The organism is Flavobacterium sp., from assembly GCF_024642105.1.
Classification (GTDB): Bacteria; Bacteroidota; Bacteroidia; order Flavobacteriales; family Flavobacteriaceae; genus Flavobacterium.
Genome location: NZ_JAHEBT010000004.1, coordinates 1 through 22,470, shown reverse-complemented (window position 1 = coordinate 22,470; position 22,470 = coordinate 1). Strand labels below are relative to the sequence as shown.

Below are 22,470 nucleotides of genomic sequence, written 5' to 3'. Positions count from 1 at the left end.
TACTTTTTAAAATAGTAAAACGATGAAAATCAATTGGGGAACAGGTATTGTAATAGCATTTGGATTATTCATGGCATTTATTTTGTATTTTGTAATTGAAGTACAATCGAATTCAAAATACGACAATGATTTGGTTGTAGAGGAGTATTACAAGCACGATGCGCAATTTGGAAAAGAAATGCAACGCACTCAAAACGCGCAGAATTTGGTCGAAAAACCAAAGGTTATAGTAACTCAGGAAGGAGTTTTGATTACTTTTCCATCAGTGTTTGTTCCAAAGAAAATTAAAGGAACAGTATCCCTTTATAGGCCATCTAACAAAAAAATGGATTTCGAAATTCCGATTTCTATTTCTGAACCAACTTTGCTCATACCTAAAAAAAGTTTGGTAGGTGGCCGTTGGGATATTAATATGGAATGGCAATACGAAGGGAAGTCGTATTTAACGAAAGAAACAATCTATATTAATTAGCTGTTTATGTTGTATTCTGCTTTTATCTTTGGTTTAATAAGTAGCCTGCATTGCATCGGAATGTGTGGGCCAATTGCTATGATGATTCCAGTAGATAGAAATAATCCAACAAAAAAAGCGAGTCAGATTATAACCTATCATTTCGGACGTTTGTCTGCCTATGCTACAATTGGTTTGGTTTTTGGTTTGGTAGGAAAAGGTTTTTTTCTTGCAGGAATTCAGCAAAAATTGTCTATATTTATAGGTGTAGCGATGATTATTACGATCCTAACACCGGAAAGAGTGTTGGCCAATTATAATTTCTCTAAACCCGTATTTCGTCTGATTTCGAAGATTAAAATAGCTTTAGGGAAACAATTTAAAAATAAAAGTTACCAATCACTATTTACCATTGGCTTACTGAATGGTTTTTTGCCTTGCGGAATGGTATATGTAGCTTTATTTGGCGCCATTGCGATGCAAAGTGTCCCTTTTGGAATAGTGTATATGTTGCTTTTTGGCTTGGGTACAATTCCTATGATGAGTAGTGTAACCTATTTGAATTCTTTTATGACACTTTCATTTCGTAATAAAGTTCAAAAAGCGATTCCTTATGTGGGTGTTACCATAGGTATTTTATTCATATTGCGCGGATTGGGATTAGGAATTCCCTACGTTTCACCAGCCAATATGAGTTTGTTTATTCAAGAAACTCCAAATTGTCATTAAAAATAGTTTAGAATTTAAAATTTGTAACAATGGAAAGACACGATTTATTACACGAATTACCAGAGTACCACGATAGAATTCATCAATTAAAAATTGAGGATGAACATTTCAGAAAAGTATTTGATGAGTATCACGAATTAGAACATGAAATTCACCGAATTAATATGGGTGTAGAAGTGGCTACCGACGAACACTTACATCAATTAAAAGCTAATTTACTGTTCATGAAAGACGAATTGGTATCGATTATTAAAAGTTAAATGGATTTATTTTAGAATCAATAAGCACACTTTAAAGTGTGCTTATTTTTTATACTGTCATCGAAAATAACGCTGTGTTTGGCGCTTTTCGTTTTAATAATAAATCAAAAGCCATACAAATATTTCGAACGAAGGGTTTTCCCGCTTCTGTTACTTGAATGCCTTCAGGAATGAAATTCACTAGTCCGTCTTTTTCCATTTCTTTTAATTGAATTACTATTTCAGGAATTTCATTAAAGTAGTTCTTTGGGTCTGCCCAAGAGGTTTTAAATTGGCACATCAAATTCAGAATGTGTCTTCTAATAGTTAAATCTTCCTCAGTCAATACATGTCCTCTAAAAACAGGAATGGTATTGGCGTCTAACAATTGATAATATTCCTCTATAGTTTTTACATTTTGAGCAAAGCTGTACCAGCTGTCACTAATAGACGAAACACCTAAACCAATCATTAATTGCGTTTTGGAAGAACTGTATCCCATAAAATTGCGATGCAGTTTGCCTACCTCAAATGATTGAAATAAACTATCACTTGTCAATGCAAAATGATCCATCCCAATCTCGTGATAGTCGTTTTCATATAACAATTGTTTACCGGTTTCGTATAATTCTCTTTTTTTATCATCTTTTGGAATGTCTTCATCATTAAACCCGCGCTGTCCATTTCCTTTAATCCAAGGCACGTGTGCGTAGCTGTAAAAAGCCAATCGGTCAGGTTGTAAGGATTTGGTCTTTTCAATAGTGTCAATCACATCCTCTTTTTCTTGAAAAGGCAAACCAAAAATAATGTCATGACCTATTGAAGTATAGCCAATTTCTCTCGCCCACAACGTTACTTTGGCAACATTAAGAAAAGGTTGAATGCGGTGAATTGCTTTTTGTACTTTTTCAGAATAATCTTGAACTCCAAAACTCACCCGTCTAAAACCTAAATCGTATAATTGTTGCAATTGTTCTCGCGTAGTATTATTGGGGTGTCCTTCAAAACTAAATTCATAATCAGGAGCTTTGTCTGCTTTTGCAAAAATGCCATTGATGAGCATTGCTAAATTTTCAGAAGAGAAAAAAGTAGGCGTTCCTCCGCCTAAGTGAATTTCTTTAATGTTAGGTCTTTCGTTAAGGACATCACAATACAAAGTCCATTCTTTTAAAATTGCTTGAATGTAGGGGTTTTCTACTTCGTGATTTTTTGTAATACGCTTGTTACATCCACAAAAAGTACACATGCTTTCGCAAAAAGGCAAATGGATATACAAACTAATTCCTTCTGTTGAATTACTTTCTATAAATGATTTTTTGAGTGTGTTTAACCAAATTTCATAAGTAAAATCAAGCTCATTCCAATAGGGAACTGTAGGGTAGCTAGTGTACCTTGGTCCAGGAACATTGTACTTTTGTATAAGAGAATTAGTCATAACAAAATCATTTGAATGTCCAAAAGTAAACCAGCTTTCAGTAAATTAAAATGATATTTATCATTCCTTCGATTTTTTGTATAAAAAAACCTCAATCTTTTGAATTGAGGTTTTAGGTATAAGGATAAAAATTATTCCTGCTTTAGGTTTCGTAATTGTTTCAATTTTTCTTTCCAAACTTCTAAACTTTCCTTGTGGATGGCGATGTTTTTTCGAACTTCCAACACAATTGAATTTTCTTTTTTTGCATTTTTAGTATTGGTGAAAAACTGAATATTATTTTCTAATTGGAAAATTTCATTTTGCACTTCTTCAATTTTACGAATTAAGAATATTTTCTCGCTTTCTATCTTACGCGAATCATTGCTTTCAGACAATTGATCCATTCGGTTCGCAAAACGCATCATATCCGAATCTTTTTTACTCAAACTTAATTTTTCAAAAAGAGCATCTAAAATTTTATTGAACTTTCCTTCGATGTGACGTCTGGCAAAAGGTACTTTTCCAAAAGCTTTCCAGTTTTGAATATGTAATTTAATACCCTCCAAATCCGTTTTATGATCACCTACTAATTGGAAGGCTCTTAATGTTTCTAAATAGGCTTTTTTGTTTTCAAAAGCAGCTACTTCTTCGCTGCTTTCTTCATTCTTTTGCTCTTTTAATTTGTCAAAATAATGATTACAAGCGTCTTTGAATTCTTTCCAAATACTATCTGAATATTTTCTTGGGACATGGCCAATTTTCTTCCATTCCTCTTGAATTTGTTTCATAATTGGAGTAGAAGTTGCAAAATCAGTACTTTCTTGTAATTCTTTGGCTTTAGCCACCAAAGCTTGTTTTTTACTTAAGTTATCGTTTTGATCTTTTTTGATGTCTTTATAAAACGAGTTTTTGAATGAATTGAAGTTACGCACTGCAGTTTTAAAAGCACTCCAAGTAGCTTCATTCACATCAGCTGGAACTTTACCTGCTGCGAAAAATGCGGCTCTTAAAGCTTCTACTTTTTCTATTTGCGCTAACCATTGCGTATGGGCATTGACTTTTTCAGTAGCCAAAACTTCAATTTGAGCAATGATTTCTTTTTTCTTAGCTAAGTTTTCAACTTCAGCACCTCTTAGTTTTTCAAATAATAGCTCGCGTTTGTCGTGCATTTGCTTTGTCAAATCACTAAATTGGTTCCAAATTTCTTCACGATATTCTCTAGAAACAGGTCCAATTTCTTCTTTCCAAATGCGGTGTAAATCTTGCAATTCACGGAACGCTTTATTGATATCTTCTTCTTTTACCAATTCTTCTACACGAGCTACAATTTTTTGTTTTTGCTCTAAATTGTGTTTGAAATCAATGTCTCTCGCTTCACGATCTAGGTGCAAATAGTCATAGAAATTTTCTACGTGAAAATGGTAGTTATTCCAAACGTGATTGTATTTGTCTTTCGGAATTGGTCCTGCATTTTTCCAACGCTCTCTTAAGTCATTAAAATGTTTTAAGATGTCTTTAATGTTGGCTTGCGGGTTAATTAATTCTTTTAACTCTTCAACAATGGCTAAACGATTCTCTAAATTGTTTTTTAAGCTCGTTTGTAAGCTTTTGAAGTGTTCATTTTTATGGTTTCTGTAAACAGAATAGATGTTGTCAAATTTTGACTTAAGAGGAAAGTGGTACTGAAATTCTTCATTTGGATCTTGATTTTTAGCAAGAAATTCTTCTTTTTTCTCCTCAATAAGGTGATTGTATTTAGCCAAAAAAGCCTTTTTGATTTCCTCAACATGGTCTTTAATGGATAACACTTTTTCGTTAGAAACTAAAGTATTTAATTCATCCACAAGTGCTTCCATAGATAAAGGATCATAATCTTGCATCGGAATATCGTGACGTTCTTTTAAGCTTTCGTCTTCGCTTTCCTCTGCATTGGTGTCTGCAATTGCCTCAATAATGGTTTGATTTACATTGGCTTCTGGAGCTACTGCTTCATTAGAGATTTCAGTTGTTTCAACTGGTGTTACTGTAGGTGTTGATTCTGTAGAATCAGTTCCATTTCCATCTGCTTCAAGCAGGTTATCATTCTTTTCTTCTAACATTTTTTCAATGTGTAAGGTTGCTAAATTATTCAAGTCGAAAGATACTAAACCCCTTTTGAACTACAAAATAAATCCCTTATTTATCATCGTTTTAGGTTAAAAAAAGGACCTTTTACATTATGCAATGTATTGGTGTTGTAACAAATTCAGATTTTTATTTATTCCAAATTGACCAAGCTTTCTCTGCTTGAAAAATAAGCATATCCAATCCGTTCTTAGTTTTAGCACCTTGGTGTTGTGCTTTTTTCAAAAATTGAGTTTCGGCAGGATTATAAATCAAGTCGTAAGCGATGTGTTTTTTGGTAAAAAACTCGTAAGGTATTTCAGGATAGGCATCGGTATTGGGACTTGTTCCTACTGGGGTGGAGTTAATCACAATTTGGTATTCGTCAAAGATTAAATCCGTAATTTGGTTGTAACCCAAAACGGTTTCACTGGCTTGTCTTGACACGAAAGTATAGTCAATTCCTAATTCTTCTAACGCAAAAGCCACTCCTTTGGAAGCGCCACCAGTTCCTAAAATCAAGGCTTTCTTATGGTGGGATTCTAACAATGGTTCTAGTGATTTTTGAAAACCGTAATAATCAGTGTTGTACCCTTTAAGTTTACCATTTTTGGTAAATTTAATGGTGTTAACGGCTCCAATTTTAATTGCCTTTTTTGATAATTTATCCAAAAAGGGCAGTACTGCTTCTTTGTACGGAATGGTAACATTCATTCCGCTTAAGTGGTCGTTGTTTTTTATTACATCCAAGAAAGACTCGATAGTTGGAATGTCAAAATTCTCATAAGTGTATCCTTCTAGTTTTTCTTTTTCAAATTTTTCCGTAAAATAACCTCTTGAAAACGAATAATTGATGTTGCGTCCCAGTAAACCGAAACGTTTCTTAATAGGTGGCTTCATGCTTATTTTTTGTGTTTTGCAATGTAGTTTTGAACTGTTTTTTCTTCCCAAATCATTGGAAATAAATCTTCAATAAGAATGTAGTTGTCAAAGTTCAAACGCAAGCCATTGCTCAAATGAAATTTTGCTTTAGTTTTATCTTGAATCATAAAATACAATCCAGCTAAGCGGTATTCAATTTCGTTTTCTTCAGGGAAATATTCAGTAGCTTGTAACAAAGTTTGAATAGCACTATCAAATTCCCCTAAAAACTGAAGAATATCGACCCAAAACAACCAAGTGTCTAATTGGTAATCACCAAATTCCACCGCTTTGCGGTAACCAAATTCGGCTTCTTCAAAGAAATTCATTTGTTTGTTGATGGTAGCATAACGCTTCCAATACATTTGATTTTGGTTGTCAATCGCCAAAGCTTTATTGACATAAAAAAGTGCTTTTTGATAGTTTTTTTCCCGTACGTAAAAATCAGTAATCGCAATCCATCCTTTGTCTAAAAGTGGATCTTCGTGAACGGTTTGGTTGTAGTATTTGATTGCTAAAGCGGTATTGCCCAATCGTTCGTGGCATTTTCCAATGCGAAGCAAAGCATACGAAGTAGCGTCGTCTAATTCGATAGTTCTTTCATAGCTTTCAATGGCTTCAGCATACTGTTTTAAACGCTCCAATGCTTTGGCTTTTTCCATAAAAGCGCCCATGAATTCGTCATCAATTAAAGTAGCATAGTTAAAAGCGCGAATGGCTTCTTCGTATTCTTTTAAACCATAGTGCAGGCGGCCTACTTGGTGCCAAGCAATTTCGCTGTACGGGTTTTTCTCGATGTATTGATTTAAATAGGCAATTGCTTCTTTATTTTGGTCCAAAAACTCAAAACAATAGACCACGTTATATAAGGCGGATTGGTCTTCTAAATCTTCTTCCAAACATTTGATGAAACTGTCTTTCGCCATTTCTAAATTGTCCATAAAAAGGTATTCCATCCCAATTAAGTTATAGACATCAGCATAATCATCAGTATATTGTAAGGCAATTTTTAAGAGTTCAACGGCTTTTTCGTGTTGGTCTCTTTTGGAACAAATATTGGCTTTTTGAATGTAAATTTCTTCGTTGTTCGGCTCAATGGCATACAACTCGTTTAGCATTTTATCTGCCAAATCCAATTGGTCTTCATAAACCAGCATTTCGACTTGAACCAATTTTAATCCAGTAGATTTTGGGTGTTGTTCTAAGGCTAATTTTAATGCTTTTTTTGCCAAAGAAGTTTTTCCCGAATCGATATAGTGAAGGATAATTTCTTCAAATTCCTCGGAGTCAAAAAACAAGACTTTATTGGTCTTTAACATCGACTCAAATTTGGAAAGAGATAAGTTGTAATCTTCTTCTTCGTTGCTTAATTGCATGCTGTTTTGTTTTTGAATTTGGCCTAAATAAAATTAGGAAAATAGAATTGTTGCGTGAGAAAAAGCAAGAATTGTTGTGAACAATTTAATTAACAAAAAGCAAGCTAAAATAGCGCTATATTTTTTGGGCTACTTCGTTCATTACTTCGAGTAAGATAGCGCAACCTTCTCGTATTTCATCTTCAGAAATAGTCAATGGAGGTGTAATTCGAATCGCGCAACCTTCAAAAAGTAACCAGAACAAAATTAAGCCTTTGTCTTGGCATTTTAAGATAACTTCATTGGTAATATCGGCGTTTTTTGTCATTGCTGCCAACATTAATCCTTTTCCTCTAACTTCCTCTATCAAAGGATGTACCAAGAGTTCTCGGAAGAGTTTTTCTTTGGCTAAGGCATCTGCCATCAATGAAGTTTCAGTAATTTCTTTCAAGGTAGCCAAACAAGCTGCCGCTATGACAGGGTGTCCGCCAAAAGTAGTGATATGTCCTAATTTGGGATTATTACTTAATAAATCCATCATAGTTGCCGAAGCGGTAAAAGCCCCAACCGGCATTCCGCCTCCCATACCTTTTCCCATCACCACAATATCAGGAACGACATCGTAATTTTGGAAGCCAAAAAGTTTTCCAGTTCGTCCAAAACCAGGTTGGATTTCGTCCAAAATCATTATCGCACCGACTTCGTCGCAACGTTGACGTACTTTTTTCAGAAAATCATTTTCAGGTTGGATGAATCCAGCACCTCCTTGAATGGTTTCAAGTAAAATTCCAGCTGTTTTAGTGGTGATTTTCTCTAAATCGGCTTCATTATTGAAAGTGATGAATTCGACATCAGGAATTAAGGGACGAAAAATTTGTTTGCGTTCTTCAAATCCCATGACACTCATAGATCCCATGGTATTGCCGTGGTACGCATTGTGACACGAAATCAATTGGCTACGACCTGTAACGCGACGGGCTAATTTTAACGCACCTTCAATTGCTTCAGTTCCCGAGTTAACTAGGTAGGTTTTGTTTAAAGGTTCAGGCAGGAGCGAAGCCATTAGTTTGCAATACTCCACTGCCGGACTTTGTGAATATTCGCCATATACCATCACGTGCGAATACAAATCCAACTGGTCTTTAATGGCTTGATTGACTCTTGGATGCTGGTGTCCCAATGAACAAGCCGAAACACCCGCTACAAAATCTAAATAACGGTTATTGTTGGTATCGTAAATGTACGACCCTATAGCATGGGATACCTCCATTCCTAAAGGATAAGGAGAGGTTTGTGCTTGGTATTGTATAAAATCGTTGTTCACTATTGTATTTTTAATTGCTCTTGAAATTGAAATTTGATTTTTGCGATTGCTATTTCAATGACTATTTCTTCTTCTTTTTATCGTAATCCAAGGTTTCTTTCCGCACTTTCATAGGTACATTTTTCTTGTCTTTTTGTGCCTTGGCTTGTTTGGCTATTTTTTCATTGTCCTCATTTTCTTCAGGAGGGAAGATGTCGTCTTTAGATTTGATTCGTTCTTCGCCTCGCCAAATGAAGCCTTTGAATTTTCTGTCATTTTCGGGTAAATCTTTTTCAGGGAATAAATCGCCATCTACTTGTTTGAAAAAGGTAATTTGATCCACCTCATTTTTATTGAACAAAATGTTGATTTTACTACTCTTATTCTTGTTGATGCCAATAAGTTCGTGAGCGTCATTCCGCATATAATAAATCACTTCAGTATTTTTGATAATGTCTACATCATGTAGTTTTCCTTCTTCAAATTTACCAAAGAGATTTTGCCCTTTAATTTGGTTGTATCCCGTTCCAAGAGTGTCTTTGGAGACGAGAAAGGTATTGTTAAGCACTTTGAGTGAGTCTAATTTTTGTGTTATGTTGTTGCCAATGAGGTGCATAACATCTCCTGTAATTTGGCTTTCTCCGTTCCAGAGAATGGGATTTCCAATTAATTTGGTCAAGGCAATTTTGGAATTCGAATGAATCGAATCGCACTTGCCACTCATATCTTTTTTGAAAAAACGCACATTGTTGAAAGCGCGAATGATTCGGTTTCCTTCTTTTCCTGTGACCATTAATTTTTTTCCGTGAATGTAAACGGAGTCATTTTCGACAAAGTTGATGGCAACGGCTCTTTTGGTTACAAAAAGAGAATCTTTTTTCTTGTACATTTCGGCATAATGTCCTTTTACAATACCACGATTGATGGAATCGGTGATTTTTACATTGCGGGAAGCCGAAGCAAATTCTTTGTTCCTGTCGTAATACAAACTATCGCCCCGAATGATTCTGTCGTCATATTTGATATACGATTTGTTCAAGAAATGCGCTTTGTTTTTCTTGGTGTCGTAAAATCCTTTTTCGGTATAAATATAATTGGCTTTACTGGTAATGGTGGAAGGACCTAACAAATAGGAGTGTCCCGAATTACTGTAATAATCTAAGTGATTGGACCTGATAACATAAGTGGGATTGGTTATCGTAACTTCAGTAAGGAATTGGAATTTTTTTTCAGGGACATAGTATTTTCCCGACTTACTCACTAAGGTGTTTTGTAAGTTAGTTATTGTTCCTTTAGTGTTATAAAAAACTTCTTGAGTATTTCGGTCAAAATTAATAGTATCTGTTACCAAAGTAGCTTCAGGTGAACTCATCACAGCATCGCCAGTTGCAAATGCTTTTTTTACATTGCCGCTATATTCGGCATATTTACTGTTTAAGAATAGAGTGTCACCTTGTACTAACTGTACGTTTCCAAAGGCTTTGATGTAGTTTTCTTTTTGAAAATAATAGGCTTTGTTACAGGTTAATACCACTCCGTCATGGTTGACACGTACATTTCCGGTTAATAAAAAAGCATCAGGAATTTCTACTTGGTTTACATCGGCAAAATCAGAATGTTCTACCATGATTTTTTTAGGTGCTTGTCCCATTACTTTTGGTACAAGTACTAAAAACAAAGCCAAATAGAGTGCAAATTGAAATTTTTTCAAGTCTAAATAATTTGGGCATAAAATTAATCAAATTGTGTGAAGAGCAAGGGTATTTAAGAAATATTTATAAACTAACGATGAACTATCTAATTCCTCTAAAAGTCGTTCTTGCCGATGTCTTAAAAATAATTATATTTGTCAATACGCTTAAATGCTAATCTACTATGAAACAATTTTTTTTTATTGCTGCTCTTGTTTTTTCTCTGCATAGTGGAGCGCAATCTCATCATAATAAAAGTAATACTCAAAAAATGAAAAATACCCCATCACATAAAGCCGTAGTATATCAAGTTTTTACTCGATTATTTGGAAATACAAACACCACTAACAAGCCTTGGGGTACGATTGAAGAAAATGGAGTAGGGAAGTTCAATGATTTTACGGACAAAGCGTTACTGGAAATTAAAAATTTAGGGGTAAGTCATATTTGGTACACTGGAGTCCCCCATCATGCTGTCATACGCGATTACACTCAATATGGTATTTCGAATGATGATCCTGAAGTGGTAAAAGGAAGAGCAGGTTCGCCGTATGCCGTAAAAGATTATTACAATGTGAATCCTGATTTGGCAGTGAATCCAGCCAATCGTTTGCAAGAATTTGAAGACTTAATAGCACGTACACACAAAGCGGGATTGAAGTTGATTATAGATATTGTTCCGAATCACGTGGCACGAAAATACGAAGGACAGAATAATCCAAAAGGGGTTAGAGATTTTGGTGCAGATGATGATGTTACGGTTGAATATCATAAGGACAATAATTTCTATTACATTCCGAATACCCGTTTCGAATTGCCTGATGGTATTACTCCTTTAAATGGAGAAGTGAATCCGTTGATTGATGGTAAATTTGAAGAATTTCCTGCAAAATGGACTGGGAATGGTTCACGTTTGGCTAAGCCAGACAAAAATGATTGGTACGAAACGGTAAAAGTAAATTACGGAATTCGTCCTGACGGAACTAAAGATTTTGCGGAACTTCCAGCCGGATTTGAAGCCAAATCGTGTCAAGAACATTTTGATTTTTGGAAAGATAAAGAAGTGCCAAGTTCTTGGAAAAAATTTCGCGCTATTGCCGAATATTGGTTGGCCAAAGGAGTTGATGGTTTTCGTTACGATATGGCCGAAATGGTACCTTATGAGTTTTGGAGCTACATGAATTCGGCGATTAAAGTAAAAAGATCGGATGCCTTTTTATTAGCAGAAGTGTACAACCCAAAAGAATACAGAAATTACATTCGTTTAGGTAAGATGGATTACTTGTATGACAAAGTGGAATTGTATGACAAGTTAAAAGAGATTGTACAAGGTAGAAGTCAAACAGATCCGATTACCGATATCCAAAAAGGATTGGCTGATATTGAGCACCACATGTTGCATTTCTTGGATAATCATGATGAACAACGTTTAGCAAGTCAAGAATTTGCAGGTTCAGCAGAAAAAGGAAAGCCATTAATGGTGGTTTCAGCTACTATTAGTACTTCGCCAACAATGATTTATTTTGGACAAGAAGTAGGCGAGGCAGGTAATGAAAATGGTGGTTTTGGAACCCATTCTAGAACCTCTATCTTTGATTATGTGGGTGTTCCAAATCATCAACGATGGATGAATGGCGGTAAATTTGATGGCGGGCAATTATCGTCTTCGGAGAAATCGTTACGTGATTTTTATAAAAGGGTATTGAACTTTACTTTAAAAAGCTCGGCTTTGATGGGAGAATTTCAAGAAATTCATGGATTAAACCGATATGCTACAGAGGGGTATTATCCTGAAGTATATTCGTTTGTGCGTTGGTCAGATACAGAAAAGTTGATTGTAATTTCTAATTTTTCATCTTTACATACCAGTCATTTTGAATTGAAAATCCCGGAAGATGTGATTCAGAAATGGCATTTAAAAGACGGAAAATATGCAATTATTGACCAGCTGTACCAAAAGAGTAGCTTGACTTTAGAAGTGCTTCACGGACAAGGAAAAGTACAAATTGCCATTGAGCCGTTGGAATCGTTTATTTATCAGTTGAAGTAATTAAAAGAATACTATTTTGAAATAGCTTCTTCGTAATTTTCTTCTACTTTTCTCCAGTTGATCACATTAAAGAAAGCATCAATGTAGTTTTTACGTTTGTATTGGTAATCCAAATAATAAGCATGTTCCCAAACATCTAAAGCTAAGATAGGTTTTCCTTGTACTTTTGCATTTCTCATCAAAGGATTGTCTTGGTTGGCAGTACTTGTGATTTGCAATTTTCCAGAACGATCTACAATTAACCAAACCCAACCTGAACCAAATACTTTAGTCGCTTCTCCTTTGAATTGAGTGGTAAAATTATCAAAAGATTCAAAATCTTTATCAATAGCGGTTGCCAAGGAATCCTTCGGTTGACCACCTGCTTTTGGTCCTATACATTTAAAATAAAGCGAGTGGTTGTAATACCCCCCTGCATTGTTTTTTTGTTCTTCATTACTAGTGTCTAATTGCGATACTACTTCTTCAATAGTACCGTTTTCTAAATTAGTTCCCGCAATAGCTTCATTCAACTTATTGGTGTATGATAAATAGTGTTTAGAATAATGATTTTCAAGTGTAATTGCGGATAGATTTGGCGCTAAAGCATCGTAGCCAAAAGCTAATTTTTCCAATTGGAAAGAGCCATCATTTGCTTTGACATCATCAGGAATTCCCATAGTGATTTTTTCTTCGGCACTTGGCAAAGGGACTTCAACTACTTCGGTGAGTTTTTTCTTGTTACAAGAGAATAAAATAAAAAAGAATGCTACATAAATTACTTTAAAAAAGTGTTTTTTCATGACTTGTTTATTTTTTCAATAAAGAATTGATGATTTCAATATACTGTTCTTTGGCTTCTTCAATAGAGATGTGACTGATTTGCATCCAAGCATTGGTTTTGAAAGCATTACGCAAATCAAAATTTTCAGATTGGTTGTATTGGGCAGAGCCAAAGGTTGCTTGTTTGTAAAAAGCATACAAGCGCAATTGTACATCTTGAGGTAAAGAGGCTTGCGTCATTTTTGAAGCTGCTTCAACGGCTTCGTCAAATCGTTTATCTAAATCGTTCTCAATCATTACGCTTTGGTTGCAATAACTGTTTTTCCGCCAATGGCTTTTTGATTTAATACTACATTAATTGGAGTTCCTAAAGGTAAAAATAAATCTACTCTTGAACCAAATTTGATAAAACCAGCATCAGTTCCCTGAATTACTTGCATTCCTTCTTCGGCGTAGTTTACAATTCGCTTGGCTAATGCACCAGCAATTTGTCTGTACAATACCTCTCCGAAAGATTTATTTTCTACTACTATAGTGGTTCTTTCATTTTCTTCACTTGCCTTTGGATGCCAAGCTACTAAAAATTTCCCTGGGTGGTATTTGCTAAATTTTACAACACCTCCCATTGGATAACGAGTAACATGTACGTTAATTGGCGACATGAATATAGAAACTTGTAGGCGTTTGTCTTTAAAATATTCCCCTTCATATACTTCTTCAATAACGACTACTTTTCCATCTACAGGAGAAAGAATTTGATCTTCGTTTAAGATGAAAGTGCGTTTCGGATTTCTGAAAAATTGAAGAATAATAATTAAAAAAAGGAGTGTGATGATTTGAATCGTCATCTTAATCCAATTAGTATCAATTAAATTGTCACTAGCTAATAAAACGATAGCGGTTATAAAAGTACCTAATAAAATTGACGGAGTTCCTTCTTTATGAAACATAAGATAAAATTTGATAAAATAAATATACAATTGGTGCTACAAATATAACACTATCTAGACGATCTAGTATGCCTCCATGTCCAGGCATTATTTTGCCGCTGTCTTTTACTTCGGCGATACGTTTGAACTTGGATTCAATTAAGTCACCAATAGTTCCAAAAACACCCACTATTAAAGCAATCATTGTCCAAATTAAAATGGATTTATCACTAAAATCAGGATTAGGTTTGATGTATAATTTAGAAATTAGGTAGCCTGCAAAAACAGCAAATACAACCCCACCAAGGAATCCTTCTATTGTTTTTTTAGGAGAAATGCGTTCGTATAATTTGTGTTTTCCGATTGATTTTCCAACCAAGTAGGCAAAGGTATCATTAGTCCAAATCAGTATGAATAGGCCGATGATAATTTTAGGATTATAATCGTTTATTCCAAAAGATATTTTCACAATAAAAATGAAGGGTAGCAGAATATACCCTATAAGATAGAGGTATTTCCAAAGTTTTGTAACGGTCAATTCTTTATTATCAAATAAAAAAACAAGACATTTTAGGAATACTAGAAGTGTAATGATTAATAGAACTACATTCAGTTGATCAATATCAATACCTAATTCTATTTGTTTTTCCCGAAGATTGGATAAATAATCGTCTGTTTTCTTTCCGTAGTAGCTGACTAAACTAATGATAGAATAAGACAACGTTACAAAAGAGAGAGGTAAAAGAGTGTTTATTTTTACCAAATTGCAAAATTCAAAAGTAGCAATCACTAAAAAAACACCAAACAAAAGGATAAAACTTTCAGTAGAATATAGAATGCAGGATAATAAAAGTGTAATGTAAATTACACCAGAAATCCCTCTTTTAAGCGTTTCATTCATTTTAAAGATCTTCTAAAAGCAATAAATACAAGTTCTTAGCAGAACTTCCGTATTGTGTAAAATCTTCTTCTTTTGCTTTTTCGAAATATTTTATAGTAGTAATGTTGGTAGGGTAGTCTCTTTCGTATTTCTTTTTTATAGCACTAAGTCCATCACTTTTAGCTCCAAGAATTTGGCTTGTAGTAGCAATAACGACAATGTTTACAGGTAATTCGTTAGGTTTTAGTTGCTTTATTTGCTTAGAAGAAAATAAAATAGAACCTTCTTCGGCGATTAAATTTTCACAGCTCGCCAATAGGAATGTTGGATTAGCTGGCTTTTCGTATGGTAATTTATTCTCGTCTAGTAAATGGAAAAGGTTTGGATCATAACATAAAACTTCATTTTCAAACCAATCGTTTTCTTCTAAAATATTTTCAAATTGTTCGCTTACTTCTTTTTTATTTTCACAGTATATAAATTTGCCACCATTCTTTTTGAAATGATAAATAAAAGCTTCGTCAACAGCCATAGTTACTTCAGGAAGAAATTGGCTTTGTTCGTTCTCTTTATCTTCCTCAGAAGCCGGATTACTGGAACTAAATAATTTTCTAAAAAGACTCATATTCTATTTGAACTACTTAAAATATTGTTTGAAAACGTTCAAAGATAAAAAAATCTTAATTCAAAAGTGATTTTTGAATTAAGATTTTATAAAATATTGATAATTTAAAATTAAGAGACTACTTCTTCTAAGTTTTCATCAAAGCTTCTTTTTCCGAAAATAGCTTCTAAATCATCTTTAAATATGACTTCTTTTTCGATTAAAATATCAGCTAATTGATTCAGTTTCTCTTTATTTTCTTTTAATATCTGAATCGCTCTTTGGTATTGACCTTCGATTAAAGTAGAGATTTCTTCGTCAATTACTTTAGCAGTTTCGTCAGAATATGGTTTTGAGAAACTGTATTCACTTTGACCTGAAGAATCATAGTAAGTAACGTTTCCAATTTTCTCATTTAAACCATAAACTGTAACCATTGCTCTTGCTTGGCGAGTTACTTTTTCTAAGTCACTTAATGCTCCGGTGGAAATTCTATTGAAGATTACTTTTTCAGCAGCTCTTCCTCCCATGGTAGCACACATTTCGTCTAGCATTTGGTCAGGACGAACAATTAAACGTTCTTCCGGTAAATACCAAGCAGCACCTAAACTTTGTCCTCTTGGTACAATGGTTACTTTGATTAGCGGTGCAGCATGTTCTAACATCCAACTTACGGTTGCGTGACCTGCTTCGTGAATGGCAATTGCTTTTTTCTCCTCTGGAGTTACAATTTTATTTTTCTTTTCTAAACCACCAATAATTCTGTCAACGGCGTCTAAGAAATCTTGTTTATCAACTGCAGTTTTATTGTTTCTTGCAGCAATCAAAGCCGCTTCGTTACAAACATTAGCAATATCAGCACCTGAAAAACCAGGAGTTTGTTTGGCCAAAAAGTCAACATCTAATCCTTCTACTTTTTTCAAAGGTGCTAAATGTACTTTAAAGATTTCTCCGCGTTCGCGAATGTCTGGTAAATCAACAAATATTTGTCTGTCAAAACGACCTGCACGCATCAATGCTTTGTCTAAAACATCAGCACGGTTGGTAGCCGCTAGTACAATAACATTCGAATTGGTTCCAAAACCATCCATCTCAGTTAACAATTGATTCAATGTGTTTTCACGTTCGTCATTACCACCTGACATATTGTTTTTTCCTCTTGCTCTACCTACCGCATCAATCTCATCGATAAAGATAATTGAAGGTGATTTTTCTTTGGCTTGTTTGAATAAATCTCTCACACGAGACGCTCCAACACCTACAAACATTTCTACAAAATCAGAACCTGATAATGAGAAGAAAGGTACTTGTGCTTCACCAGCAACAGCTTTAGCTAATAAGGTTTTTCCTGTTCCGGGAGGCCCTACTAACAACGCTCCTTTTGGGATTTTACCTCCAAGATTAGTGTATTTTTCAGGATTTTTAAGGAACTCAACAATTTCTTGAATTTCTTCTTTAGCTCCTTCTAAACCCGCTACATCTTTGAAAGTCGTTTTAATATCTGTTTTTTCGTCAAATAGTTTGGCTTTCGATTTTCCAATATTGAAAATTTGTCCGCCACCACCAGCACCGCCACCCGACATTCTTCTCATGATGAATATCCAAACAGCAATAATGACGATAATTGGCAATAAACTCACGAAAATGTCAGTCCAATTGCTTTTTTGTAAGAAGTTAAAATCTTTCAATTTTCCTTCTCCCACTGCTTTTTCTAATTTAGTTTGGAAGATTTGGTCATTACCAATTTCCAAAGTATAATGCGGTCCAGCGTTAGGACGATCAAAAACATCTTTAGCAACTTTTGAATGTGTTTTGTCTTTTAAAGCGGTCGCAGTTAAATACACTTCAGCTTCGCTTTTATTGTACACAATCACTTTTTCAATTTGTCCTTTCTCAAGGAAATTGTTGAATTTAGACGAGGTTAATTGCGCAGGCTCCTCAAAATTACTTCCGCCAGTTGCAAAACTGATGAAAAGAAAAATAAGAAGAATACCTGTGTATACTAACCAAGGACTTACTTTAAATTTATTCGGATTTGGATTATTATTCGCCATTACTAGTTTTTTTCTTTAGTATTTGTTTTCGATTGAAGTAATTTTTGCATCTCCCCAAAGGCTTTCGATGTTGTAATACTCACGGATGTGTTTTTGGAAAACGTGAACGACTACATTGACATAGTCCATCAATACCCACTCGGCATTATCAGTTCCTTCCACATGCCAAGGCTTGTCTTTCAATTCTTTTGAAACGGTTTTTTGAACGGAACTTACAATGGCGTTAACTTGAGTGTTAGAGGTTCCGTTGCAGATGATGAAATAATCGCACACTGCGGTATCTATTTCTCTTAAATCTAAGATGTCAATATCATTTCCTTTTACTTCTTCGATTCCCTTGATGATGTTAGCAATGAGTACATCATTATTTATAGTCTTTTTCGCCATGAATTATTTTTAATATAAGTTGGTAAAGTTACCATTTTTTGTGATTATTTTTGAACCATTAACAGAATATTAAGTTCTGTGTTGCAAATTATAGTTGTATGAAACTAATCAAACTCGATGCCATAGATTCTACTAACGAATTTCTTAAAGGAATATCGACTCAACCAGATCTTGAAAATTTCACTGTGGTTACTGCCGAGAACCAAACCAAAGGGAAGGGGCAAATGGGAGCTGTTTGGAATTCAGAAGTAGGTAAAAATCTAATAATGAGTGTTTTGGTTAAAGATTTCTTGAAAGATATCAACGAAATTTTCAACTTAAATATTGCCGTTTCCTTGGCGGTTATTACAGCTTTAAAAAAGAATAACATCCCTGATTTAAGTATCAAATGGCCGAACGACATTCTGTCAGCCAATAAAAAAATTGGTGGTATTTTGATTGAAAATAGCATTAAAAGTGATGGAACTATCTTGTCAATCGTTGGTTTAGGATTGAATGTCAACCAAACTAATTTTGAAGGATTGCCAAAAGCGTCTTCTTTGGCAGTGGTAACAGGAAAAGAATTCGATAAAGAAAAGTTGCTTTTGGATATTATTACAAACTTAGAAATGAATGTAGCTGAGAGCAAACTAAATCCAGCTTCGTTGCGGCAACAATTTGTGGACTTTTTATATAAAAAAGATATTCCAATGCCGTTTGCTAATTCGAAGGATGAAAAATTCATGGGAATGATTCAAGGCATATCCACAATTGGTAAGCTACAAGTCTTGTTAGAAGACGATTCTGTTGCCGAATTTGATATCAAAGAGATTCAAATGTTATATTAATAAAAAAGGGCTGTATAAAGTTTTTTTGTCAAACTGAACTTGTTTCAGTTTCTATAAATAATTAATGTTATAGATTCCGAAATGAATTCGGAATGACAAATCGAGTACTTTTTATACAGCCCTTTTTGTGTCGTATTTAAATATTATAATTTGTGCATATTCTCCACCAAGGTTTCGATGAATTTTTGAATAGGTCCTTTAATCATCATCGCCATCATTGGGTTAAAATCGCCTTCAAAATCCAATTTCACATCAGCACTATTTTCAGTAACCGCGTCAATGGAAGCGGTTAAAGTAAAAGGCAATTTATCGCTAGCAGCACCTAAAATTAGTTTGTTTGGAGCCAATTTTTCTTTAATTACTAATTTGATTTCAGGCATTCCTTTTAAACCAAAAATGAAAGCATCAGCGCCAATGACTTCAAATTTTGCAATATTTTCAGGCATTAATTGTTCAAAGTTTTTTACATCAGACAATAAATCAAATAATTCTTGAGCTGATTTTTGAACACTAACTTTTGGACTTTCTAAATTCATCTGGTTTTTATTTCAAATTACACATTCCAAGTCGAAGGATTCACGTTCCATTCGCTTAAGGTTTGTTGTTCTTCTTCGGTGATATAGGTTTTGGCTACAGCCAAGTTCAATAAGTTTTCGTAATTGCTTAAGGTGTATAATTCCACATTAGCATTTTTGAAATTTTGCTCGGCTAAATCAAATCCATACGTAAAAATAGCAGCCATTCCTTTGAGATTAGCTCCTGCTTCTTTCAAAGCTTCCACAGCAAGTAAACTACTGTTTCCGGTACTAATTAAGTCTTCCACCACTACTACATTTTGTCCTTTTTGTAAAAAACCTTCTACTTGATTTTGTCTTCCGTGTTTTTTAGGTTCTGGACGTACGTATACAAAAGGCAATCCCATACATTCGGCAACAAGAATACCAATTCCAATGGCTCCAGTAGCAACTCCTGCAATTACGTCTGGCTTACCAAATTGTTTTTCAATATTTTTGGCAAACTCATCGCGAACATAATTTCGGATGGCTGGAAATGAAAGGATTAGTCGGTTGTCGCAATAGATTGGCGATTTCCATCCAGAAGCCCATGTAAAAGGATTTCTTGGATTCAATTTAATTGCATTTATTTGCAAAAGCAATTCGGCTGTTTTTTCGGCTGTTTCTTTATTAAAAATCATAGTGCAAATGTATAAAGTTTTTGTGAACGACAAACCACTTTTTTTAACAAATCATATCTCTAAGGAGACCGATTTTCAATTGTTTTTGTTAGAAAGTATTGACATCGAACAGCTTATTGTAAAAATTTTTCAAAATAAAATTCAAAAAGCCTATTTGTATCATCCCGATGAAAAGGAAATTTTGAAAACGTTAAAAGAAAAAATTCCTGTAAATAAAGCGGGTGGCGGCTTGGTGTACAATAAAAAAGGGGAGGTGCTTTTTATTTTTAGAAATGGAAAATGGGATTTGCCTAAAGGCGGCACCAACAAAGGAGAAGAAATTGAAGACACCGCTATGCGCGAAGTAGAAGAAGAAACTGGTGTTGGAAAACTAAAAGTGACCAAAAAACTTCAAAAAACCTATCACGTTTTTAAGCGTAACGGTAAGTACCGACTTAAAATTACGCATTGGTTTGAGATGACTTCTGATTATGATGGGACATTGGTAGGGCAAGCCGAGGAAGGAATTGAGAAAGTAGCTTGGCTGAGTCCATTACAAATCAAAGAGGCCTTGAAGAACTCCTATGAAAATATCAAATTATTATTTGAAGAAGAAGTTATTTAAATCTACAAAATTTGTCATTCCGAATTTATTTCGGAATCTAAAATAATCATTACTTTAATTTTTAGAAGCTGAAACAAGTTCAGCTTGACATGAAAAGTTTTTCAGACAGATTTTTATTTAGTTATTCGGTACACAGGATACTGTAAATGCGCTTTTTCATAATAGACGGACTGTTTGTACATCCAATCCAGTTGCGCTTTAGGATTGTTCAAGAACTCGGGTTCCTTTTGTTTTTTTACTTCCAAATCACTTTTTAATTTCGGATTGTCTTTCAGCAATTGCGCTGCCGTATCTTCAAATACATAATCCGAATACCCTTCTTTTTGTTGTAAAATGGGATCAAAGAAATTCCAATTAAAATAGGAGTCAATCGCTTCGGGTTCGAGCGTTTCTAAAAGGTATTTGATGCCTTTTTGTTGGGTAGGAACAATATAATCTCCTTTGGCGAAAGCCAGTTTTTCGGTTTTTGATGCTACTACGGTATTTCGGTGAATATAATGTCCTTCGTAAGCCGAAGGCGTAGTTTTGTAATCTACAATTCGGTAGCTTTCTACTTCAATAGTCGTGTCTTTTGGAATGGGTTGACAGATAATGCCATTGCTTTTCAAAAGTTCAATCACCGGCCAAAATCCACGCGGAATGACATAGGCTTTAGGAATGGTTACGTCTTTTACTGATTTGTATTGCGGAAAGAAAGGCACTTCTTTTTTGAAGGGTTTGTTTCGGTCGTAAAACAAACGCTGTCCCGTAGTGGCCTCACTTTTTTTGTAACCCGCTTTATAACCCAAAAAAGTAAAAGGTTCTTTTGCACTATTGTCCACTTCCCATTGCAAAGTGTAGTTTTTATTGGGTTGGAATTGTGCTTCGTTTTCTTGTCTTTTTTGTTTGATGGTGGTAGCATTCGCATCGGTGAATTCCAAAGTAGATTTCATGAATTCGTAGGTGACTTTCACACGATCACTATATTTTTTCAGCATGTGTGTTTCTACCACAAATCCGATCGAATTGAATAGGGAAGTATACCCCGTTGTGTAACGCGGACTGTCATAAAACTGCGCAAATCCTTGGTCAGGTGTTTCGTGAAAGGTATTGACATAAGGAGTCGTTTCGATTTTTTTCTTCTTCAAATCCGAAACCAAGTTGGGCATCATTTCTTTTCGTAGATACGAACCCAAAACTGTTCCTAATTTACTAGGTTCTGTCATGATGTAGGTGAGTTTGTATTGGTAATCAGACCCATTGCTGACATGGTTATCAATAAAAACATCCGGATTAATTTGGTGAAAAATTTCGACAAAACTTTTGGTGTTTCGTGTATCCGATTTGATGAAATCCCGATTCAAATCATAGTTGCGGGCATTGCCTCTAAAACCGTATTCTTCTGGACCGTTTTGATTGGCTCTTGTAAAGCTGTTTCGGTTTAAAGCGCCGCCAATATTGTACACCGGAATGCACACGATTACGGTATTTTTAGGCGCTTTTATTTTGCCTAAAGCCAAATCTCTAAAGAACTGCATCGATGCATCAATCCCATCAGGTTCTCCTGCGTGAATTCCGTTGTTGATGAATAACACAGCTTTATTTTTTTGAATTGCTTCAAAGTCAAAAGTGGCATCCGAATTGAAAGTCACCATATGTAAGGGTTCACCACTATCGGTTAAGCCCATTGTTTTTATATCGATGGTTTTAAAATCATTCGCTAATAATTCAAAATAAGCGATTGTCTCTTGGTAAGTTGCTGATTGATTTCCGTTTCCTTTTTCAAAATAGGTATCGTATTTTGTGTGGGTTTGTGCCAAAATAGTCAAGGAACACAAAAGAAGTAGCGTCGTTAAAAATCTCATTTTCGGTAGTTTTTATAAAAATCAAATGTAGCTTTTTTTAAATTATCACTGAAAAAGAATCAAATAAAGACTTGGGTTTTCTTATTCGCCAACCAAAGCACTATCTTTGCGCCATGAATACACAA

22 protein-coding genes are annotated in these 22,470 nt (G+C 34.7%); 6 read left to right on the top strand and 16 right to left on the bottom strand.

Annotated features, from left to right (window positions below):
• The first annotated feature begins 22 nt into the window (after positions 1–22).
• Genes Q0L65_RS01980 through Q0L65_RS01970 form a run of 3 tightly spaced genes read left to right on the top strand, consistent with a single transcriptional unit; the run spans position 23 to position 1,440 of the window.
• On the top strand, positions 23–472 hold the full coding sequence (locus Q0L65_RS01980; RefSeq protein WP_296682816.1) for a FixH family protein: 450 nt from the start codon (positions 23–25) through the stop codon (positions 470–472).
• 6 nt (positions 473–478) lie between these two features.
• Positions 479–1,180 (top strand): sulfite exporter TauE/SafE family protein, encoded by a 702-nt coding sequence (locus Q0L65_RS01975; protein ID WP_296682815.1) that lies wholly within the window; start codon positions 479–481, stop codon positions 1,178–1,180.
• A gap of 29 nt (positions 1,181–1,209) precedes the next feature.
• Positions 1,210–1,440 carry a DUF465 domain-containing protein gene (locus tag Q0L65_RS01970; protein ID WP_296682814.1) on the top strand — a complete coding sequence of 77 codons (231 nt, stop codon included), beginning with the start codon at positions 1,210–1,212 and terminating at the stop codon, positions 1,438–1,440.
• 49 nt (positions 1,441–1,489) lie between these two features.
• On the opposite strand, the gene hemN is transcribed toward Q0L65_RS01970, so the two are convergent.
• The 6 genes from hemN to Q0L65_RS01940 all read right to left on the bottom strand — a co-directional run bounded on the left by hemN (position 1,490) and on the right by Q0L65_RS01940 (position 10,169).
• Positions 1,490–2,854 carry an oxygen-independent coproporphyrinogen III oxidase gene (gene hemN, locus Q0L65_RS01965; RefSeq protein ID WP_296682813.1) on the bottom strand — a complete coding sequence of 455 codons (1,365 nt, stop codon included), beginning with the start codon at positions 2,852–2,854 and terminating at the stop codon, positions 1,490–1,492.
• Positions 2,855–2,985: 131 nt separating this feature from the next.
• The gene (locus tag Q0L65_RS01960) at positions 2,986–4,935 is read right to left on the bottom strand and encodes a DUF349 domain-containing protein (protein WP_296682812.1); all 1,950 of its coding nucleotides are present in this window, start codon (positions 4,933–4,935) and stop codon (positions 2,986–2,988) included.
• A gap of 154 nt (positions 4,936–5,089) precedes the next feature.
• Positions 5,090–5,839, bottom strand: coding sequence for a shikimate dehydrogenase (gene aroE / locus Q0L65_RS01955; protein ID WP_296682811.1), 750 nt, complete (start codon positions 5,837–5,839; stop codon positions 5,090–5,092).
• A 2-nt stretch (positions 5,840–5,841) separates the two neighbouring features.
• Positions 5,842–7,236: a tetratricopeptide repeat protein gene (locus tag Q0L65_RS01950; RefSeq protein WP_296682809.1), complete on the bottom strand. Its 1,395-nt coding sequence runs from the start codon at positions 7,234–7,236 to the stop codon at positions 5,842–5,844.
• A gap of 115 nt (positions 7,237–7,351) precedes the next feature.
• The gene (locus Q0L65_RS01945; protein WP_296682808.1) at positions 7,352–8,539 is read right to left on the bottom strand and encodes an aspartate aminotransferase family protein; all 1,188 of its coding nucleotides are present in this window, start codon (positions 8,537–8,539) and stop codon (positions 7,352–7,354) included.
• Between the two features lie 61 nt (positions 8,540–8,600).
• Positions 8,601–10,169, bottom strand: a complete 1,569-nt coding sequence (locus Q0L65_RS01940) for an OstA-like protein (protein ID WP_296682953.1) — start codon at positions 10,167–10,169, stop codon at positions 8,601–8,603.
• A 311-nt stretch (positions 10,170–10,480) separates the two neighbouring features.
• Between Q0L65_RS01940 and Q0L65_RS01935 the strand changes: the two genes are divergently transcribed.
• Positions 10,481–12,259: an alpha-amylase family glycosyl hydrolase gene (locus tag Q0L65_RS01935; RefSeq protein WP_296682807.1), complete on the top strand. Its 1,779-nt coding sequence runs from the start codon at positions 10,481–10,483 to the stop codon at positions 12,257–12,259.
• A gap of 11 nt (positions 12,260–12,270) precedes the next feature.
• Here the strand turns inward: Q0L65_RS01935 and Q0L65_RS01930 are convergent, their stop codons facing one another.
• The 7 genes from Q0L65_RS01930 to rsfS form a co-directional block, all read right to left on the bottom strand.
• Positions 12,271–13,041, bottom strand: a complete 771-nt coding sequence (locus tag Q0L65_RS01930) for a superoxide dismutase (RefSeq protein WP_296682806.1) — start codon at positions 13,039–13,041, stop codon at positions 12,271–12,273.
• Between the two features lie 7 nt (positions 13,042–13,048).
• The gene (locus Q0L65_RS01925; protein ID WP_296682804.1) at positions 13,049–13,318 is read right to left on the bottom strand and encodes an acyl-CoA-binding protein; all 270 of its coding nucleotides are present in this window, start codon (positions 13,316–13,318) and stop codon (positions 13,049–13,051) included.
• On the bottom strand, positions 13,318–13,971 hold the full coding sequence (locus Q0L65_RS01920; protein WP_296682803.1) for a phosphatidylserine decarboxylase family protein: 654 nt from the start codon (positions 13,969–13,971) through the stop codon (positions 13,318–13,320). Before Q0L65_RS01920 ends, Q0L65_RS01925 begins: the two co-directional genes overlap by 1 nt.
• On the bottom strand, positions 13,961–14,851 hold the full coding sequence (locus tag Q0L65_RS01915; RefSeq protein ID WP_296682801.1) for a phosphatidate cytidylyltransferase: 891 nt from the start codon (positions 14,849–14,851) through the stop codon (positions 13,961–13,963). The genes Q0L65_RS01920 and Q0L65_RS01915 overlap by 11 nt, the downstream gene beginning before the upstream one ends.
• A gap of 1 nt (position 14,852) precedes the next feature.
• The gene (locus tag Q0L65_RS01910) at positions 14,853–15,455 is read right to left on the bottom strand and encodes a lactate utilization protein B/C (RefSeq protein WP_296682799.1); all 603 of its coding nucleotides are present in this window, start codon (positions 15,453–15,455) and stop codon (positions 14,853–14,855) included.
• A gap of 110 nt (positions 15,456–15,565) precedes the next feature.
• Positions 15,566–17,488, bottom strand: a complete 1,923-nt coding sequence (gene ftsH / locus Q0L65_RS01905; protein WP_296682797.1) for an ATP-dependent zinc metalloprotease FtsH — start codon at positions 17,486–17,488, stop codon at positions 15,566–15,568.
• Positions 17,489–17,503: 15 nt separating this feature from the next.
• Positions 17,504–17,875 (bottom strand): ribosome silencing factor, encoded by a 372-nt coding sequence (rsfS, locus tag Q0L65_RS01900; protein WP_296682795.1) that lies wholly within the window; start codon positions 17,873–17,875, stop codon positions 17,504–17,506.
• A 98-nt stretch (positions 17,876–17,973) separates the two neighbouring features.
• On the opposite strand from rsfS, the gene Q0L65_RS01895 reads away from it, so the two are divergent.
• The gene (locus Q0L65_RS01895; RefSeq protein ID WP_296682794.1) at positions 17,974–18,702 is read left to right on the top strand and encodes a biotin--[acetyl-CoA-carboxylase] ligase; all 729 of its coding nucleotides are present in this window, start codon (positions 17,974–17,976) and stop codon (positions 18,700–18,702) included.
• Positions 18,703–18,845: 143 nt separating this feature from the next.
• Here the strand turns inward: Q0L65_RS01895 and Q0L65_RS01890 are convergent, their stop codons facing one another.
• The gene (locus Q0L65_RS01890; RefSeq protein WP_296682792.1) at positions 18,846–19,238 is read right to left on the bottom strand and encodes an SRPBCC family protein; all 393 of its coding nucleotides are present in this window, start codon (positions 19,236–19,238) and stop codon (positions 18,846–18,848) included.
• Positions 19,239–19,255: 17 nt separating this feature from the next.
• Complete coding sequence (pyrE, locus tag Q0L65_RS01885) at positions 19,256–19,897, bottom strand: orotate phosphoribosyltransferase (protein ID WP_296682790.1); 642 nt, start codon at positions 19,895–19,897, stop codon at positions 19,256–19,258.
• A 7-nt stretch (positions 19,898–19,904) separates the two neighbouring features.
• On the opposite strand from pyrE, the gene Q0L65_RS01880 reads away from it, so the two are divergent.
• Positions 19,905–20,501, top strand: a complete 597-nt coding sequence (locus tag Q0L65_RS01880; protein ID WP_296682789.1) for an NUDIX domain-containing protein — start codon at positions 19,905–19,907, stop codon at positions 20,499–20,501.
• 113 nt (positions 20,502–20,614) lie between these two features.
• Here Q0L65_RS01880 and Q0L65_RS01875 read toward each other — a convergent pair whose 3' ends face one another.
• Positions 20,615–22,345: a M14 family metallopeptidase gene (locus Q0L65_RS01875; RefSeq protein ID WP_296682787.1), complete on the bottom strand. Its 1,731-nt coding sequence runs from the start codon at positions 22,343–22,345 to the stop codon at positions 20,615–20,617.
• Between the last annotated feature and the right edge of the window lie 125 nt (positions 22,346–22,470).

Excerpts from the sequence above, each read along its gene's own strand:
- Q0L65_RS01915 (WP_296682801.1), bottom strand. The coding sequence starts at position 14,851 with ATGAATGAAACGCTTAAAAGAGGGATTTCTGGTGTAATTTACATTACA.
- pyrE (WP_296682790.1), bottom strand. The coding sequence starts at position 19,897 with ATGATTTTTAATAAAGAAACAGCCGAAAAAACAGCCGAATTGCTTTTG.
- Q0L65_RS01920 (WP_296682803.1), bottom strand. The coding sequence starts at position 13,971 with ATGTTTCATAAAGAAGGAACTCCGTCAATTTTATTAGGTACTTTTATA.
- rsfS (WP_296682795.1), bottom strand. The coding sequence starts at position 17,875 with ATGGCGAAAAAGACTATAAATAATGATGTACTCATTGCTAACATCATC.
- Q0L65_RS01940 (WP_296682953.1), bottom strand. The coding sequence starts at position 10,169 with ATGGGACAAGCACCTAAAAAAATCATGGTAGAACATTCTGATTTTGCC.
- Q0L65_RS01890 (WP_296682792.1), bottom strand. The coding sequence starts at position 19,238 with ATGAATTTAGAAAGTCCAAAAGTTAGTGTTCAAAAATCAGCTCAAGAA.
- Q0L65_RS01895 (WP_296682794.1), top strand. The coding sequence starts at position 17,974 with ATGAAACTAATCAAACTCGATGCCATAGATTCTACTAACGAATTTCTT.
- Q0L65_RS01970 (WP_296682814.1), top strand. The coding sequence starts at position 1,210 with ATGGAAAGACACGATTTATTACACGAATTACCAGAGTACCACGATAGA.
- Q0L65_RS01950 (WP_296682809.1), bottom strand. The coding sequence starts at position 7,236 with ATGCAATTAAGCAACGAAGAAGAAGATTACAACTTATCTCTTTCCAAA.
- Q0L65_RS01875 (WP_296682787.1), bottom strand. The coding sequence starts at position 22,345 with ATGAGATTTTTAACGACGCTACTTCTTTTGTGTTCCTTGACTATTTTG.
- Q0L65_RS01930 (WP_296682806.1), bottom strand. The coding sequence starts at position 13,041 with ATGAAAAAACACTTTTTTAAAGTAATTTATGTAGCATTCTTTTTTATT.
- Q0L65_RS01975 (WP_296682815.1), top strand. The coding sequence starts at position 479 with ATGTTGTATTCTGCTTTTATCTTTGGTTTAATAAGTAGCCTGCATTGC.
- Q0L65_RS01910 (WP_296682799.1), bottom strand. The coding sequence starts at position 15,455 with ATGAGTCTTTTTAGAAAATTATTTAGTTCCAGTAATCCGGCTTCTGAG.
- hemN (WP_296682813.1), bottom strand. The coding sequence starts at position 2,854 with ATGACTAATTCTCTTATACAAAAGTACAATGTTCCTGGACCAAGGTAC.
- ftsH (WP_296682797.1), bottom strand. The coding sequence starts at position 17,488 with ATGGCGAATAATAATCCAAATCCGAATAAATTTAAAGTAAGTCCTTGG.
- Q0L65_RS01960 (WP_296682812.1), bottom strand. The coding sequence starts at position 4,935 with ATGTTAGAAGAAAAGAATGATAACCTGCTTGAAGCAGATGGAAATGGA.
- Q0L65_RS01925 (WP_296682804.1), bottom strand. The coding sequence starts at position 13,318 with ATGATTGAGAACGATTTAGATAAACGATTTGACGAAGCCGTTGAAGCA.
- Q0L65_RS01935 (WP_296682807.1), top strand. The coding sequence starts at position 10,481 with ATGAAAAATACCCCATCACATAAAGCCGTAGTATATCAAGTTTTTACT.
- aroE (WP_296682811.1), bottom strand. The coding sequence starts at position 5,839 with ATGAAGCCACCTATTAAGAAACGTTTCGGTTTACTGGGACGCAACATC.
- Q0L65_RS01880 (WP_296682789.1), top strand. The coding sequence starts at position 19,905 with ATGTATAAAGTTTTTGTGAACGACAAACCACTTTTTTTAACAAATCAT.
- Q0L65_RS01980 (WP_296682816.1), top strand. The coding sequence starts at position 23 with ATGAAAATCAATTGGGGAACAGGTATTGTAATAGCATTTGGATTATTC.